The organism is Loktanella sp. PT4BL (assembly GCF_003201935.1).
Lineage (GTDB): Bacteria > Pseudomonadota > Alphaproteobacteria > Rhodobacterales > Rhodobacteraceae > Yoonia.
The window spans coordinates 678,363-694,094 of record NZ_QJJL01000003.1 but is presented as its reverse complement, the minus strand read 5'-3'; the positions used below and the strand labels follow the sequence as shown (position 1 = coordinate 694,094).

The following is a 15,732-nucleotide window of genomic DNA, read 5'->3' as shown; positions in this document are numbered from 1 at the left end:
AGAACGCTTATGGATATTCGTCACATCAGCCCGACCTACGCCGTCACCCCGCAAATCGCAGTGGAGGATATCCCTGCGATTGCCGAGGCCGGTTTTCAAACAATCATCTGCAACCGACCGGATGCAGAAATCCCGCCGTCCCACCACGCCAGTGTGATCGGGGCGGCGGCCAAGGCCGCAGGGCTGGACTTTGTGATCAATGAAGTGACGCATCAAACGCTGAACATGGATATGGTCACAAAGCAGAAGGCAGCAATGGACGCGTCAAGCGGTCCTACCCTTGCCTACTGCGCCTCTGGCACACGGTCGACGATTGTCTGGGCGCTGGGACAGGCCAGCGAGATGTCAGCCGATGACATTCTCTCAGCCGCTTCGGGCGCGGGCTATGATCTTGGCGGGATGCGCCCACAGTTGAATGCGCTTGCAGGCAATTAGGACGGATCAATCGTTTCCGATATGTCCGGTAAACCGGGCATATCACCGCCTGTAAAATCCAGCGCGTCCGTCGCATTCGGAAGATCAAGCATTTCTGATGATGCCTCCGGCAAATCTGCCGGAGGCATCATTGCGTCTACATCCATCATGTCGGGCATGCCAAGTTGTGTTGTGATTGCTTGATGTGGCAGTTCGGCAAGCTGTGGCGCAGGGGCCGTTTCTAGCCGCACAGCGCGATAGCCCCCGATCTGACCCAGTTTCGCCTGTGCCAATTCGTGCCCATCACGCGACAAGAGCCGCACAGAATTCACCGTACATCCGGGCAGTGGCAGGACGGTACCCACTTTCAAGGATTGCGCTGTCGCCAGCGAAATCGGCGCGCGATACAAAAGCGCCTCAAGACAGGCGGGGGCCTCATAGATGTTTTCCTGAAAAACCTGCTGCCAATCAACTGGCGCAGGCGGTGCAGGCTCCTGCACGGTGGCCGCTTCTGCCAACGGCAGCGCGATCACCAGTTGCGCGCGACGGTCAGCAACCCCGAGATCAACGCCCATCCGGACAATCCGGTAGGTACTGTCCGTCAATACGAGCCCGGCAGCACGCGCGCTTTCCACCTTTGCGCCAATGCCAATGCCATCCATCCAGCCTTCAAGCGGGGTCCCGAGAACGGCCTGCGGAAAAGCCGCGATAAAACTGCGCAGTACCGGATCGCAGAGCACCTTATCCGTATGTGTCGGTGCACGCGTTTCAGCAGGCTGCGCCAGCACCGCACCCATGGTTTCCATTTCCAGCACGGCCGCACGCATTTCCATATCAAGCGCGATCAGGCCTGACAGCGCGCCGTCGCGTTCCAGCCCCACCAGCATGAGATCGGAACCAAAGGTCGCAAGCATGTCATCCAGCGCAATCACCTCTTCGCCCACGCTCTCGACCGTGAGCACGAGACCCACACTGTCATTGGCAGCTTTCGTCAATGCCAGCCGCACAGCACGTGACGAGGTCAGCGGGTTTTCGGTTTCCCCCTGCCCTTGCGGACGGGTCATCCGCCGCAGCAATGTCACATGTGTGCCTGTCGTCATTTGCCTGCCACAGATATTGAAACTCTGTCATAGGCAAAATTGGTTACGTTTCTTCTAACGTCACCACTGTTTTCACCTTGGGCAAGCGGACCCGAAACGCGGCTCCGCGGCTTTGGGGCAGATAATGCACCGCGCCACCAAGGCGCTGCATAATCTCGCGACAGATCGCAAGCCCAAGCCCGGCGCCGCCCGCCTTGGACCCATCCGCCACGCGCGAGAATTTCTCAAAGATCAGGTCCTGCTTCTCAGGCGCAATCCCGCTGCCGTTGTCGATGAAGTCAACGCAGTACCCCGCGCTATCCTCACTCACCTTGATCGTCAGATGCGGGGTCTTTGCATCACAGTATTTCTGCGCATTCGCGATCAAATTGATAAAGACCTGCCCGAGACGGTCGATATCTGTCGTCAGGGTCACATCCTCTGACGCAGGGTCGCGACTGATTTTCAAAGCACCTTCATGCAGACCCGCCGCCCGCACCGCACGATCCAGCAGATCTGACAAATGCCCGGTCTGGTCGCGCAATTCGACCTGCCCATTCTCGAGTACGGAAAGATCGAGCAAGTCATCCAGCAGCCGTGTCAGACGCACCGCCTCATCATAGATAATGCCGGCGTATTTCTCATGTTCAGCGTCACTTGTGACCCCTTCACGCAGGATATCCGAAAAAGACCGGATCGAGGTCATGGGCGTGCGCAGTTCATGGCTGATCTGGCTGAGAAACGAGTCCTTCTGGATCGACAGCGCCGTCAGCTTGTCGTTCGCGGCGCGCAGTGCCCGCGCGGTGCGTTCCTGCTCTTTGGATTTTGCCTCAAGACGGTTGGAGTATTCCAGAATTTGCGCGGCCTCATCAGCCACTGCGATCAGATCTTCCACCGATACGCTGCTACCGCCAATCAATTGGCCGATCATTGCGTGGGCGGTCGCCGCCCCCACGGAGCCTGCAAGACTCCGCTCGAGCCTTTCGATGAAATCCGAGGTCACCTCGGGCAAATATCCGACCTTCCCTTGGCGCAGCGCCTCGGCCTCAAAAATGGCCTGCGCTTCTGCGCCGCCAAGAATGCGCTGTGACATGATCAAAAGATCCTCGGCGCCAGTTGCGGCACCTGTCCACGCCGGAGCAGCGGTCGAGTGATCAAACACATTGACGAATTGCGCGCCCTGCAACCGCTCGAGCGGGGCGGGAAAAGTGACCAGTGAAAACAGGATAAAGGCGCCCGTGTTCAACAGCATGGACCACAAGATTCCGTGGACCAGCGGATCCAGACCGTTCGCGCCGAAGAGCGCTTGGGGTCTGAGCCATGACAACCCGTATGGGCCCTGCTCCATCACGGTCTGGCCGATGACCGCATCAACACCGAAGCTTGGCAGGAACAGGGTCCACATCCAGACCACCAGACCGGTGATCAGCCCTGCCGCGGCCCCGACGCCCGTCGCACCACGCCAGAAAATCCCGCCGATCATTGCGGGCAGGATCTGAACGGCACCCGTAAAGGAAATCAGACCAATCGCCGCCAGCGCCGTCCCGCCCCCGGAAATCCGGTAATAGACGAATCCCAGCAGCAGAATGGCCGCAACCGAAAGCCGCCGTGACAGCAAGATCACGTGGCGCACATCACCCGACATCACCGCCTGCTGGCTGCCCTGCAAATAGAGCCAGAAGGGCACAACCATGTGGTTCGAGACCATTGTCGCCAAAGCAATCGTCGCCACGATGACCATGGATGTGGCAGAAGAAAACCCCCCAAGAAATGACAGCACCGCCAAACCCCCGCGCCCTTCGCTGAGCGGCACAGTCAGAACAAAAAGGTCGGGGTTACTTCCGGCTGGCATCAGATCAAGGCCGATGACGGCGATGGGCACCACAAAGAGGCTCATCATGAAGAGATAAAGCGGAAAGGCCCAGCTTGCGATATGCAGGTGGCGTTCGTCGGCATTCTCGATCACCAAGACCTGGAACATGCGCGGCAGGCACAGGAACGCAGCCCCTGAGAGGAAAATGAGGCTGATCCAGCGCCCGCTTTCCTGGTTCCAGAGCACGATGTCAGACTGGTCAATCCGCGTCAGCATCTCGCCCGGTCCGCCCGCGATCCCCCAAACAACGAAAATGCCAACGGCGACCAGCGCGAAAAGCTTGACTACTGCCTCAACCGCGATGGCGATGACAACGCCGTGGTGGCGTTCGTTGGCATCAAGGTTACGGGTGCCGAAGATCACGGTAAAGACCGCCAGACCGATCGCGACCCAGAAGGCAGCAAAGTTGAAATCGTTTTGCGCCCAATCAACGCCCTCGGTCTGCGCGAATACTGCGAAAGACAGTGTCACCGACTGCAGTTGCAGCGCGATATAAGGCATGGCGGCGATCACCGAAATGACCGTGACAATCACACCCAACTGCGTTGATTTGCCAAACCGCGACGACACCATATCCGCGATGGACGTGATCCGCTGCGCCCGTCCGATCCGCACCAGACGGCGCAAGACCCACCACCAGCCCACCATCACCAAAGTAGGACCAAGGTAGATGGTCACAAACTCAAGCCCTGAACGCGCGGCGTAGCCAACCGCACCGTAGAACGTCCAGCCGGTACAATAGATGCTGAGCGAGAGCGTATAGATCCATGGCGAGGTCAGCCAGTTGGAATGGCCGTTCGCCGCGCGGCGTTCCGCCACAAAAGCAATCGCAAAGAGCAACAGCACATAGCCCAAAGCAATGGCAATCAGGGCGTTGAAGGACATCATTCCTGTGATCTATCCTGATCGGCCTGCTGCGGATGAGCCCGGATCAGTGCGGACAGCACAGCCGTCAACACAATCAATCCGATCCACACTCCGAAAATATAAACCAAGGCAGAGGCGTTTGTTGTGGCACCTTGGGCATCGTCCTGCCAGGCAAGCGGCATTATCAGCAAGACAGCTCCCAGCACCGGAACAAGCTTGGCCGCGTCACGTACGCGCCGCTGGCGGTAGCTGGCTTTCTGCAAGAAAACTGGCGTTTGGGGGCGTTGGCTCATGCCTCCATCAGGTTGCGCACGTGGTTGCGCACCTCTTCATTTGAAAACGGCTTCGTCATGAACAGCGACGCGCCAAGGCGCATGGCCAGTTCGCGATCCTTATCCTGACCGCGCGCGGTCAGCATCATCACCGGCGTTGATTTCGTCACCTCGTGACCGCGCAGGTCGCGCAAAATGTCAAAACCGCTGCGCCCGGGCAACATGACATCAAGAATGATCATATCGGGTGGCATGGCCAGCACCTTGCTCATCGCCGACGTGCCGTCTTCATGCGTATGCACTGTCCAGCCGTCACGCGACAATATAAAGCTGATCGCTTCTATAATATTCGGCTCATCCTCGATCAGCAGGACACGTTTGCCCATCCCATCGCCTCCCTTTGCGATATCCTCTTTTTGCAAAGAGTCCCCCTAGGTTGAAACTATCACGGCAAACACGGCAACTGTCAAAGTTCTGTTTTATCACCGACGCCCCCAATCGCAGGTTCACGGCGGCTGTTACATGCTGTCCGCGGACAAATCCGGCACGACAAACCGACGCCATGCGGCGCTGTCGCCGACTCAGGCGGGTCCGGCAAAACAAGCATCATGCTTTGCAGCGCAGATGGGGCATCGAACAGAACCGGCCCCACTGGTTCCGCCAAGGCAAAACACAAAAACCGCGTGGCGTTCGGAGCAGGCATCTGCACATCCATCCGGATCGGTTGGTGCGGACGGCTCAAGGCACTGTAAAGCGGCCAGAGCGGACAGGCCCCGCCAGCACGTGGCATCGTGAAACCGGGTACGGATTTAATGAAAATCAGCGCCCCTGATGCATCGCACACCACCAGCCCCATCGGCGGATGCCCGTGACTGGGTGGAAGCTGGGCCAGACGCCGCATCACCTGTGGCAAGCGCGCGTCAAGGCTCTGGGCAATCGCGGCGGGATCATAGTTCAGGGTGCGTGCCGTCTTTTCAAAGGCCGCCAGTGGCAACGCCGCCACATCACCGGCATAGACCTGCAACACGCGGAACAGGACCTTCTCCGCAGGCCCCTGCAAACCTGCTTCTTTGGCGACGACTGCCGGATCAGCGCCATCCTCGATGGACGCCACATGAAAACCCGACTTCGCAAGATACCCCTCGACCACCTCAAAGGGCGAACCGGAATGTTCCAGCACCGCCTCGGGTGCCTCGAGGTAGGTAATCAGGGCTTCACTGCTGTTGGCCAGCCGCAAGCTGTCACTATGGATATTCTCGTGAAACCTGCGTTGCCAGTCCTGGTCGATATCCTCGGGGCCGACAAGAATGGACGCTGTTGAACGGATCGCGGACACGGCCGAGATCACTTCATGCAGTGAGCCTGCAAGTTGCGGATCATAGGCGATACGATCCGTGAGTATCCGGCTCTTTTCCTCAAGTGCGGCAATCCTGCGCGCCTGCATAGCGATGAGTGCACCCCATCCGGGGTATCGCGCAGCAAGCTCCTCGGTGCGTTCAACCTCCACTTGATCACCCAAGCTGGCGGCAGCGCTGCGCATCTCATCCAGCATACCCCGCTCGGCACCGTCGGCCAGAAGCGCTGTGTCCACCTCGAGCACGCGCGCAAGGTCAGCGAGGAGTTTTCCACCGATTCTGCGCCGATTGTGTTCGATCAGGTTCAAATAAGATGGGGAAATACCGACTGTTTCGGCCACAGCAGCCTGTCGCAGGCCGCGATCCAGCCGCTTTTCTCGTATACGGGACCCGACGAGGCTGCCACTGGACACTCAGAATTCTCCCATAGGTTTCAGTTGGTTTCTGCGCGCGCAAGAAAAATCGTTTACAAAAAGATAGGAATATTTGTTCACGAATTTACAAATAAGTCCAGCCCCAAGAATGCCTTATTGTCGAAAAGGGGCATCGTCTCTGACACTGCATTAGTACTGTAAAGTGCTCGACGGCTGGAAGAAGAGGATCGACCAGCTTCAACCTTTAAGGGAGGATAATAATGTCCAACAATAGTTTCTCGCGTCGTGGCGTGCTGAAAACTGGTATGGTTGCCAGTGCTGGTCTTGCTTTGCCGCAGTATCTGCGTGCGCAAGAGTCCGGTTTCACCAATGCGCCCGGCGCCAGCGAGGTCATTCTTGGCTTCAACGTGCCACAGACTGGCCCATATGCAGACGAGGGTGCAGACGAACTGCGCGCCTATGAGCTTGCGGTCGAGCACCTGAACGGTGAAGGCGACGGTGGCATGTTGGGCACGTTCTCGTCCCAAGCGCTCGAAGGTGCTGGTATTCTGGGCCGTCGCGTCGGCTATGTGACAGGTGACACGCAGACCAAGTCTGACGCCGCCCGCGCATCTGCCCGTTCGATGATTGAAAAAGACGGCGCGATTATGATTACCGGTGGTTCGTCCTCTGGTGTGGCCGTGGCTGTGCAGGCGCTCTGCCAAGAGGCCGGCATCATCTTCATGGCTGGTCTGACGCACTCCAACGACACAACAGGTAAAGACAAGCGGGCCAACGGCTTCCGCCACTTCTTCAACTCCTACATGTCCGGTGCGGCACTCGCGCCTGTGTTGCAGGCAGCCTACGGCAGCGACCGGAAAGCCTATCACCTGACAGCTGACTACAACTGGGGTTATACCACAGAAGAAGCCGTGCGCACATCGACAGAAGCGATGGGTTGGGAAACTGTAAACACGGTCCTGACACCGCTGACACAGACCGACTTCTCGTCCTACATCGCACCTGTTCTGAACTCCGGTGCCGACGTTCTGGTTCTGAACCACTACGGCGGGAACATGGTGAACTCACTGACGAACGCTGTTCAGTTCGGTCTGCGTGAAGCACAAGCAAACGGCAAGAACTTTGAAATCGTTGTTCCGCTCTACTCGCGTCTGATGGCACGTGGTGCGGGTTCTGCGGTTGCAGGTATCTTCGGTTCGACAAACTGGCACTGGTCGCTGCAGGATGCAGGTTCACAAGCCTTCGTGCGTTCGTTCGGCACAAAGTACGGCTTCCCGCCATCCCAGGCTGCGCACACATGCTACGTGCAAACCCTGCTCTACGCAGACGCCGTAACACGCGCCGGTTCGTTCAACCCATGTGCGGTTGTTGAAGCCCTCGAGGACTTCGAGTTCGACGGCTTGGGCAACGGCCCGACACTCTACCGTGGCGAAGACCACCAGTGCTTCAAGGACGTGCTGGTTGTGAAGGGTAAAGAAAACCCAGAAAACGAATTCGACCTTCTCGAGATCGTTGAAATTACACCAGTCGCTCAGGTCACATACCCTGCAGATCACCCGCAGTTCGCTGGTGGCGCATTGGGTACATGTAACCCAGGCGCATAAGTCAAACACATCATCAGGTCACCCTTCGGGGTGACCTGAACCCATCCGGGTCAATTCACGCCGCATGTTGGCAGTGGACTGGCAAAGAGCACCCGCAGCTCACCCCCAATAACTGATCAGAGGTCACAAGATGGACCAGTTCATTCTTCAAATTCTCAACGGGTTGGACAAAGGCTCGGCTTATGCGCTGATCGCGCTCGGCCTGACGCTTATCTTCGGCACGCTTGGTGTCGTCAACTTTGCCCATGGCGCGCTGTTTATGCTCGGCGCGTTTGTCGCTGTCACGATGAGCAATCTGCTGACGCTGAGCCATAAGGTGGTTGACGAGACGCGGACAGACTTTCTGGGCAACCCGTTGCAAGTAGATGTGCCCTATCTTTACGACTTTTTCGGCCAAGCCGCCGGTGACACGATCATTGACTGGGCCGTGCCGATCTCGATCCTCGTGGCCATCCCGATCATGGTCGGCATCGGTTTCGCTATGGAGCGGGGTCTGATCAAGTACTTCTATAAGCGTCCGCATGCGGACCAGATCCTTGTGACCTTTGGCCTTGCCATCGTGATCCAGGAGATCGTCAAATATTTCTACGGCGCAAACCCGATCCCGACCCCGGCACCTGAAGCATTTGTCGGCAGTTTCGATTTCGGCGTGGTGCTTGGATTTGATCCGAACGCGATCATCTATCCCTACTGGCGTCTAGTCTATTTCTTCTTCTCGGTTGTCGTGATCGGTGCGGTCTTTGCCTTCTTGCAGTTCACCACATTCGGCATGGTCGTACGGGCTGGCATGGCCGACCGCGAAACCGTGGGTATCCTCGGGATCGACATCGACAAGCGCTTTACGATCATGTTCGGCATCGCGGCGGCAGTCGCGGGTCTCGCGGGTGTGATGTACGCGCCAATCAATTCACCCAACTACCACATGGGCATGGACTTTCTTGTGCTGAGCTTTGTGGTGGTCGTTGTGGGCGGCATGGGCTCTTTGCCCGGTGCGGTCGCAGCCGGGTTCATGCTGGGTATTCTGGAAAGCTTTGCCTCTATGTCAGCGGTCATCGACCTGCTGCCAGGCATCAACCAGATCATCATCTACCTGGTCGCAATTATCATTTTGTTGACACGTCCGCGTGGCCTGATGGGTCGCAAAGGCGTGATGGAGGAATAAGCAATGCTTGGTCTCGAAAAGAAAGACTTCCAGCTGCTCCTGATCGTCATCGGTCTGACGTTGTTCGCCCCATTCCTGCTCAATCCATTCCCCGAGGGCTCGGATTTGGCACAATTCAACGCAGGCTACCCTGACCTGATGCAGCGTTTCGTGATCTTTGGTATCTTCGCCATCGGTTTCAACATCCTGTTTGGTCTGACCGGCTATCTGTCCTTTGGCCACGCCGCCTTCTTGGGCGCGGGATCATACGGAGCGGTCTGGATGTTCAAACTGCTCAGCATGAACGTGCTTCCCGCGATTGCGATCAGTGTTGTCATTGCGGGCCTCTTCTCGCTGCTGATCGGTTATGTCTCGTTGCGGCGTTCAGGCATCTATTTCTCGATCCTGACGCTGGCCTTTGCGCAAATGTCCTTTGCACTGGCCTATTCGGTGCTGACACCGATCACAGGCGGCGAGACAGGGCTACAGCTGGCCTTGAGCGATCCACGGATCTTTGGTGCCGCGCAAACAGCGACAGGCAACATTCCTGTCCCTGCTCTCTTCGGGCTTGAGATGCGCTCGAGCTTTGAATGGAACGTGGGTGCATGGCTGTTCACGTTTAATGCGGGCTACTATCTGGCTGCATTCTTCATGATCATCGCCTTCTATATCTCGATCCGGATTTTCCGGTCACCCTTTGGCATGATGCTGCGTGCGATCAAATCCAACCAGACCCGGATGAGCTATACAGGTCTGAACGCACGTCCCTACACGCTTGCGGCCTTTGTGATCTCCGGCATGTATGCGGGTCTGGCCGGTGGCTTGATGGCATCAATGGACCCTCTGGCAGGGGCCGAGCGGATGCAGTGGACAGCATCGGGCGAGGTCGTTCTGATGACGATCCTTGGCGGTGCAGGCACATTGATCGGTCCGGTGCTTGGCGCAGGTATGATCAAGTACTTTGAAAACATCTTCTCCAAGATCAACGAAACGATCCTGCACGGGTGGTTTGCTTTCCTGCCGGATGGTCTTGAGGATGTGGTTGTTGCGATGATCTATCCGTTCATCGGCAAAGGCTGGCACCTGACCCTTGGTATCATGTTCATGCTGGTCGTGATCTTCCTGCCCGGTGGCCTTGTGCAAGGTGGCCAGAAAATCGGGGCCCTCTTCAGCCGCAAGAAAGCCGAAGAGACCAAGCCAAACGCCACTGAACCGGCCGAATAAGGAGACAGACGATGGGTTTGTTAGAAGTAAAAGGCATCAACAAGCGGTTTGGTGGTTTGCAGGCGCTCGGTGACGTGAACCTGAGCATCAAGGAAAACACCACCCACGCAATCATCGGCCCCAACGGCGCAGGCAAATCGACCCTGCTGAACGTGCTGGTGGGCAAGCTGATCCCCGATAGCGGATCGGTGATGTTTGACGGTCAATCCGTGCTGGGGCGCGCCCCGCACGAGATTAACCAGATGGGCATCAGCCGCGTGTTCCAGACACCGGAGATCTTCAGCGATCTGAGTGTGTTTGAAAACGTGATGATCCCCTGCTTTGCCAAACGCGATGGCGCGTTCCGGATGCATGCGATCGAAAGCATCTTCGCGGAAAAGGGTATCCAGCAGCAGGCAGAGGCGATCCTCGACGACGTCAATATGCTTGAGAAACGCGATATGCTCGCATCGAGCCTGTCACGCGGCGACAAGCGGCGCCTGGAAATGGCAATGTGTCTGGTGCAGGACCCGAAACTCTTGCTCTTGGACGAACCCACTGCGGGCATGGCGCGGGCAGACACGCAGAACACGATCGCGCTGCTCAAGGAAATCCGCGAAAAGCGCGGGATCACCATGGCCATCATCGAGCATGACATGAATGTGGTGTTCTCACTGGCCGAGCGGATCACCGTGCTCGCGCAGGGCACCCCGCTTGTGGAAGACATCCCTGACAACATCAAAGGGCACCCCAAGGTGCGCGAAGCATATCTGGGCGAGGCGCAAGTCTAATACCAGCGGGTCCCAGCGATGGGATCCGGCGAGCCCAACACCGGAGTTACAAACATGAACGCACCTTTCAACAAGAACGCCAATAACGCCGCCACCCACCCTGCTTTCCTGAGCCTGTGGGAGGTCGAGGCCTATTATGGCGAAAGCTACATCGTCCAGAACGTCAGCTTCAATATCCACGAGGGCGAGATCCTCGCACTTCTAGGGCGTAACGGCGCTGGCAAGACATCAACGCTGCGCACCATCGCGCGGCTGGACGATCCTGCCGTCACCCACGGCGAAATCTGGCTGGATCACAAACCCCTGCACGAGATGAAATCCCATGAAGCCGCGCAGCACGGTATTTCTCTTGTCCCAGAGGACCGGCGCATCATTCCCGGCCTGACCGTAGAGGAAAACCTGCAACTTGCCCAGATCGCCCCGCCCAAAGGCTGGTCTCTGGAACGTATTTACGAGCTGTTCCCGCGTCTGGGTGAGCGTCGCAAGCAAGAGGGTGTCACCCTGTCGGGTGGTGAGCAGCAGATGTTGGCGATTGCCCGTGCGCTTGCCCGTGACATCAAGGTGCTGCTGCTGGACGAACCCTATGAGGGTCTCGCCCCGGTCATCGTGCAGGAAATTGCCAAGACGCTGGGCGTGATCCGTGATCAGGGTATCACAACCGTGATCGTGGAACAGAACGCAGTTGCCGCGCTGAAACTGGCGGATCGCGCGGTGATCCTCGACATTGGCAAGGTCGTCTTTGACGGCTCTGCCAAAGAGGTTTTGGAAAACACCGCGCTGCGCGAGCAATACCTCGCAATTTGATCCCGCGTTAATCTTAAATCGCAGAGATATTCATCTCTGCGGTTAAGGTTTCGGTAATCCGAAAAAGCGATTTTTGGCGTGTCAACTTCACGCTTTTCGGAGCCCTGATTATGGAAATACCGCTTTCTTTTCCGGCGCCTGCGGCCGCTGCGGCCGCCGCTGGCCCCATCATTCCCCGCGCTGTCACCACCAAGGTGCAGGCAGTCGAGCCAACAGACCCAAGTGCCACACTGCCTGACAAGAAACCCTTCGTGGCACAGGTGGTGACGGCGCGATTGTCGGGGACTGATTACCCCGAAAACCCGGCGGAAATAGCCCCACCAGAGCGAACACTGCGCCCTTACGACGTGCCCATGCTCCCGTATGAGAGCGAAAGCGAGACCAACCCACCGACCGCAGCAGATGCGACGACCGCATCGGATGATCGTGACGAAACGACAGTATAAGCGTTTTTCCAGATCGCTGCGCTTTCCACCTTCGTTGGCTTGCCCTATAAGAACGCTGATGCTTTGTGACGTAACGTCGCCAAAGCCAGAATAATATGGGCAACCGGCCGAGGAAAACATGGGCAACAAAACTTCTCACGAGAGCGACGTCAGCTTTATTGCGGCACTGGCCGAGCTGTTGCGCGAAAATGATCTGACTGAACTGCAAGTCAAAAGGGACTATGGCGAAAACGACAGCCTGAACGTGCGCGTCAGCCGCCAGACCCAGACGATTGTGCAAGCGAGCGCGCCTGCGGCAGCAGCACCTGCCCCGCTCGCCCCTGCGGCACCGGCCGCGCCTGCAGCGTCCGCGGCTGATATGTCCGACCCGTCCAATCACCCCGGTGCGGTGACATCCCCCATGGTCGGCACAGTCTACATGGCCCCTGAACCTGGTGCTGCCCCTTTCGCGACAGTCGGCGCCACGGTCAAGGAAGGCGACACGATCCTGATCATCGAAGCCATGAAAACGATGAACCACATCCCTGCGCCACGCGCCGGTACGATCAAACGTATTCTGGTCGAAGATGGTGGTCCGGTCGAATTCGGCGCACCTCTTGTGATCATCGAATAAGGGCAGACCCATGTTCGATAAAATTCTTATCGCGAACCGGGGCGAAATCGCCTTGCGCGTCGTGCGCGCCTGCCGCGAAATGGGCGTCAAATCTGTTGCAGTGCATTCCACCGCTGACGCGGACGCCATGCACGTGCGCATGGCAGATGAGGCGATCTGCATCGGCCCCCCTTCTTCCGCGCAAAGCTATCTGTCGTTTCCCGCCATCATCTCGGCGTGTGAAATCACCGGCGCGCAGGCCATTCACCCCGGTTACGGCTTTCTGTCGGAAAACGCAGCCTTCGTGCAGGCGGTCGAAGACCACGACCTGACATTCATTGGCCCCACAGCCGAACATATCCGCGTCATGGGCGATAAAATCACCGCCAAAGACACGATGAAAGCATTGGGTGTGCCTTGCGTGCCCGGTTCAGACGGCGGCGTGCCGACTTTGGCGGATGCCAAGCGCATCGGCGAGGAAATCGGCTACCCGGTCATCATCAAAGCTACGGCTGGTGGCGGTGGCCGCGGCATGAAAGTGGCGCAAACCGCCGCTGACATGGAGCAGGCCTTCCATTCGGCCCGCGCCGAAGGCAAAGCCGCTTTCGGTAATGACGAAGTCTATATCGAGAAATATCTGACCACGCCGCGCCACATCGAAATTCAGGTCTTTGGCGACGGGAAAGGCAACGCAGTCCACCTTGGTGAACGTGACTGCTCACTCCAGCGCCGCCACCAGAAAGTCTTTGAAGAGGCCCCCGGCCCTTGCATCACACCCGAGTTGCGCGCGCGGATCGGTAAGGTCTGCGCCGATGCTGTCGCTAAGATCAACTATATCGGCGCAGGCACAATCGAGTTCCTGTTTGAAAACGACGAGTTCTACTTCATTGAAATGAACACGCGTTTGCAGGTGGAACATCCTGTGACTGAAGCCATCTTTGGTGTCGATCTGGTGCGTGAACAGCTGCGCGTGGCGTCAGGTCTGCCTATGTCGTTCACACAGGACGATCTGCAAATCAACGGGCATGCCATTGAAGTGCGGATCAACGCAGAAAAACTGCCGAACTTTTCACCCTGCCCCGGCACGATTACCCAATATCACGCGCCGGGGGGTTTGGGTGTCCGGATGGATTCAGCGCTTTATGACGGCTATCGCATTCCGCCCTACTACGACAGCCTGATTGGCAAGCTGATCGTCCATGGTCGCGACCGCCCGGAGGCGCTTGCGCGACTGGAGCGCGCTTTGGGAGAGTTGATCGTTGACGGCGTCGATACCACCATCCCGCTCTTCCACGCGCTCTTGGCCGAAAAAGCCGTGCAAACCGGTGACTATAACATCCACTGGCTTGAACACTGGCTTGAAGACCACCTTCACTAGCGCCCCATGAAAGATAATGCGCCCACCCTGACCGCCGATCTGCTTTTGCAGGCCTATCAGGTGGGCGTGTTTCCGATGTCAGAGGGGCGCGACGATCCGGAAGTGTTCTGGGTCGATCCACGCATGCGCGGCGTGTTCCCCTTGGACGGTTTCCGCATCTCCCGCAGTCTGGCGCGGCGGATGCGGCAAAGCGATTTTACGATCACCTTTGATGCGGCTTTTGCCGATGTGGTGCGCGGATGTGCGGACCGCGATGAAACATGGATTAACGCCACAATCTTTGACCTCTACTGCGAATTGCACGCAACCGGCTTTGCCCATTCCATTGAGGTTTGGGACAAAGAGCGGCTTGTCGGCGGGGTCTATGGTGTGACCATCGGGGCGGCGTTCTTTGGCGAAAGCATGTTCAGCCGCGCCACGGATGCATCAAAAATCGCGCTCGCCTATCTGGTCGACCGGCTGCGACTCTCGGGGTTTCAGCTTTTTGATACGCAGTTCATTACACCGCATCTGGCCAGTCTGGGGGCCATTGAAATTCCGCGCGAGCACTATCATGCGCTCTTGGCGCAAGCCCTGTCACGCGACGTTTCTTTTGATGCAAAAAGCCCCGTTCCGACAGCTCAGGACGTGATACAGCGCAACGCCCAAACGTCGTAGCGGGGGTGGTCCATCGCGTTCAGCGCAGGGGATGAGGCCAGCATCCAGCCGCTGAAAAGCGGGGTGGTTTCGCGCGTATCCCGCACCAGAATTTCCGTAAATGCATCACCCGACGGGTTCTCGACCGGATAACGGCACTCGTTCATCGTGACCGTGAGAAAGCCCAGACTGGCGGTTTCGCCTGTTCCAAGGGTCAGGTCGGTGACGTAGCCCGTCAGCTTGTCCAACACGCGCAGCTCGCCTGATGTGGCAGTGGCCACTTGCAACGTAACGGCCTCTGTCACGGTCGTCAGCAGCTCTTCTTCTTCCTCATTGGGAACCGTCGTCAATTGCCCGATCAGCTCATCCAGCGGGATCTGATCAATCGGTGTTGTCACAATTTCCTGAGCGGAAAGCGGGCACGCGATCAGGGAAAGGCTGAGAAAGGTGGATGCAACGATTGACCGCATGACAACTGCGCCTATTCCGGCGTCCAGGCCTCATAGTCCGAGCGTGCGACGGGTGCCTTCCGGCGGATGGAGCCCGCCGGGGCATAAGCCGCCATGGTGCCGGTCAGGTTTTCCTGATGCGGCTTTTCCCATGCTTTATGCGCAACGGGCACTTCGGTCGGGGGCTGATCCCATGTGTGGTGCAACCAGCCATGCCATTCGGGGGTCACGCGTGTGGCCTCGTTGTCGCCATTGTAAATGACCCAGCGGCGGCTGTCGTCCTTGTTGCGGTAATAGATATTGCCCTCGGCATCCTCACCGACTTTCGTGCCGTTGCGGCTTGTCCAAAGCTGGGTGCCGAAAGACTGACCGTCCCACCATGTGAAAATGCGTTTGATGTTGTGACCGAGGCTCATATCACGTCTCCGATTGATGCGCCTTACATGCACGAATG

Annotated in this window: 17 protein-coding genes; 10 read left to right on the top strand and 7 right to left on the bottom strand. The window is 57.8% G+C overall.

Going from position 1 to position 15,732, the window contains the following annotated elements; genetic code table 11:
- The first annotated feature begins 9 nt into the window (after window positions 1-9).
- Complete coding sequence (locus C7964_RS13325; protein WP_110280114.1) at window positions 10-435, top strand: protein tyrosine phosphatase family protein; 426 nt, start codon at window positions 10-12, stop codon at window positions 433-435.
- Here C7964_RS13325 and C7964_RS13320 read toward each other — a convergent pair.
- The 5 genes from C7964_RS13320 to C7964_RS13300 form a co-directional block, all read right to left on the bottom strand.
- Window positions 432-1,514, bottom strand: coding sequence for a FliM/FliN family flagellar motor switch protein (locus C7964_RS13320; RefSeq protein WP_110280113.1), 1,083 nt, complete (start codon window positions 1,512-1,514; stop codon window positions 432-434). The genes C7964_RS13325 and C7964_RS13320 overlap by 4 nt on opposite strands.
- A 43-nt stretch (window positions 1,515-1,557) precedes the next feature.
- Window positions 1,558-4,254, bottom strand: coding sequence for a sensor histidine kinase (locus C7964_RS13315; protein ID WP_110280112.1), 2,697 nt, complete (start codon window positions 4,252-4,254; stop codon window positions 1,558-1,560).
- Window positions 4,251-4,526 (bottom strand): hypothetical protein, encoded by a 276-nt coding sequence (locus C7964_RS13310; RefSeq protein ID WP_110280111.1) that lies wholly within the window; start codon window positions 4,524-4,526, stop codon window positions 4,251-4,253. The genes C7964_RS13315 and C7964_RS13310 overlap by 4 nt, the downstream gene beginning before the upstream one ends.
- Entirely contained in the window at window positions 4,523-4,891 is a 369-nt protein-coding gene (locus C7964_RS13305) for a response regulator transcription factor (protein WP_110280110.1), read from the bottom strand. Before C7964_RS13305 ends, C7964_RS13310 begins: the two co-directional genes overlap by 4 nt.
- A gap of 80 nt (window positions 4,892-4,971) precedes the next feature.
- Complete coding sequence (locus C7964_RS13300) at window positions 4,972-6,273, bottom strand: XRE family transcriptional regulator (protein WP_110280109.1); 1,302 nt, start codon at window positions 6,271-6,273, stop codon at window positions 4,972-4,974.
- Window positions 6,274-6,494: 221 nt separating this feature from the next.
- On the opposite strand from C7964_RS13300, the gene C7964_RS13295 reads away from it, so the two are divergent.
- The 9 genes from C7964_RS13295 (at window position 6,495) to aat (ending at window position 14,850) form a co-directional block, all read left to right on the top strand.
- A complete protein-coding gene (locus C7964_RS13295) occupies window positions 6,495-7,838 on the top strand; it encodes a substrate-binding protein (protein WP_110280108.1) in 1,344 nt (447 codons plus the stop codon).
- 130 nt (window positions 7,839-7,968) lie between these two features.
- On the top strand, window positions 7,969-9,000 hold the full coding sequence (locus C7964_RS13290) for a branched-chain amino acid ABC transporter permease (RefSeq protein ID WP_110280107.1): 1,032 nt from the start codon (window positions 7,969-7,971) through the stop codon (window positions 8,998-9,000).
- A gap of 3 nt (window positions 9,001-9,003) precedes the next feature.
- Window positions 9,004-10,203 (top strand): branched-chain amino acid ABC transporter permease, encoded by a 1,200-nt coding sequence (locus C7964_RS13285; RefSeq protein WP_110280106.1) that lies wholly within the window; start codon window positions 9,004-9,006, stop codon window positions 10,201-10,203.
- An 11-nt stretch (window positions 10,204-10,214) separates the two neighbouring features.
- The gene (locus tag C7964_RS13280; RefSeq protein WP_110280105.1) at window positions 10,215-10,973 is read left to right on the top strand and encodes an ABC transporter ATP-binding protein; all 759 of its coding nucleotides are present in this window, start codon (window positions 10,215-10,217) and stop codon (window positions 10,971-10,973) included.
- A 54-nt stretch (window positions 10,974-11,027) separates the two neighbouring features.
- Complete coding sequence (locus C7964_RS13275; RefSeq protein WP_110280104.1) at window positions 11,028-11,777, top strand: ABC transporter ATP-binding protein; 750 nt, start codon at window positions 11,028-11,030, stop codon at window positions 11,775-11,777.
- Window positions 11,778-11,887: 110 nt separating this feature from the next.
- Window positions 11,888-12,223, top strand: coding sequence for a hypothetical protein (locus tag C7964_RS13270; RefSeq protein WP_110280103.1), 336 nt, complete (start codon window positions 11,888-11,890; stop codon window positions 12,221-12,223).
- Between the two features lie 118 nt (window positions 12,224-12,341).
- The gene (accB, locus tag C7964_RS13265) at window positions 12,342-12,836 is read left to right on the top strand and encodes an acetyl-CoA carboxylase biotin carboxyl carrier protein (protein WP_110280102.1); all 495 of its coding nucleotides are present in this window, start codon (window positions 12,342-12,344) and stop codon (window positions 12,834-12,836) included.
- 10 nt (window positions 12,837-12,846) lie between these two features.
- Window positions 12,847-14,193, top strand: a complete 1,347-nt coding sequence (accC, locus tag C7964_RS13260; protein WP_110280101.1) for an acetyl-CoA carboxylase biotin carboxylase subunit — start codon at window positions 12,847-12,849, stop codon at window positions 14,191-14,193.
- A gap of 6 nt (window positions 14,194-14,199) precedes the next feature.
- Window positions 14,200-14,850, top strand: a complete 651-nt coding sequence (gene aat, locus C7964_RS13255) for a leucyl/phenylalanyl-tRNA--protein transferase (RefSeq protein ID WP_110280100.1) — start codon at window positions 14,200-14,202, stop codon at window positions 14,848-14,850.
- Here the strand turns inward: aat and C7964_RS13250 are convergent.
- Entirely contained in the window at window positions 14,814-15,299 is a 486-nt protein-coding gene (locus C7964_RS13250; RefSeq protein ID WP_110280099.1) for a DUF2155 domain-containing protein, read from the bottom strand. The genes aat and C7964_RS13250 overlap by 37 nt on opposite strands.
- Window positions 15,300-15,310: 11 nt before the next feature.
- Entirely contained in the window at window positions 15,311-15,694 is a 384-nt protein-coding gene (locus C7964_RS13245; RefSeq protein WP_055296442.1) for an NADH:ubiquinone oxidoreductase subunit NDUFA12, read from the bottom strand.
- Window positions 15,695-15,732: the final 38 nt, after the last annotated feature.

Coding starts and splice junctions, on each gene's coding strand:
- C7964_RS13290 (WP_110280107.1), top strand. CDS start 7,969: ATGGACCAGTTCATTCTTCAAATTCTCAACGGGTTGGACAAAGGCTCG.
- C7964_RS13320 (WP_110280113.1), bottom strand. CDS start 1,514: ATGACGACAGGCACACATGTGACATTGCTGCGGCGGATGACCCGTCCG.
- C7964_RS13280 (WP_110280105.1), top strand. CDS start 10,215: ATGGGTTTGTTAGAAGTAAAAGGCATCAACAAGCGGTTTGGTGGTTTG.
- C7964_RS13325 (WP_110280114.1), top strand. CDS start 10: ATGGATATTCGTCACATCAGCCCGACCTACGCCGTCACCCCGCAAATC.
- C7964_RS13305 (WP_110280110.1), bottom strand. CDS start 4,891: ATGGGCAAACGTGTCCTGCTGATCGAGGATGAGCCGAATATTATAGAA.
- accC (WP_110280101.1), top strand. CDS start 12,847: ATGTTCGATAAAATTCTTATCGCGAACCGGGGCGAAATCGCCTTGCGC.
- C7964_RS13275 (WP_110280104.1), top strand. CDS start 11,028: ATGAACGCACCTTTCAACAAGAACGCCAATAACGCCGCCACCCACCCT.
- C7964_RS13285 (WP_110280106.1), top strand. CDS start 9,004: ATGCTTGGTCTCGAAAAGAAAGACTTCCAGCTGCTCCTGATCGTCATC.
- C7964_RS13315 (WP_110280112.1), bottom strand. CDS start 4,254: ATGATGTCCTTCAACGCCCTGATTGCCATTGCTTTGGGCTATGTGCTG.
- C7964_RS13245 (WP_055296442.1), bottom strand. CDS start 15,694: ATGAGCCTCGGTCACAACATCAAACGCATTTTCACATGGTGGGACGGT.
- C7964_RS13270 (WP_110280103.1), top strand. CDS start 11,888: ATGGAAATACCGCTTTCTTTTCCGGCGCCTGCGGCCGCTGCGGCCGCC.
- C7964_RS13250 (WP_110280099.1), bottom strand. CDS start 15,299: ATGCGGTCAATCGTTGCATCCACCTTTCTCAGCCTTTCCCTGATCGCG.
- aat (WP_110280100.1), top strand. CDS start 14,200: ATGAAAGATAATGCGCCCACCCTGACCGCCGATCTGCTTTTGCAGGCC.
- accB (WP_110280102.1), top strand. CDS start 12,342: ATGGGCAACAAAACTTCTCACGAGAGCGACGTCAGCTTTATTGCGGCA.
- C7964_RS13310 (WP_110280111.1), bottom strand. CDS start 4,526: ATGAGCCAACGCCCCCAAACGCCAGTTTTCTTGCAGAAAGCCAGCTAC.
- C7964_RS13295 (WP_110280108.1), top strand. CDS start 6,495: ATGTCCAACAATAGTTTCTCGCGTCGTGGCGTGCTGAAAACTGGTATG.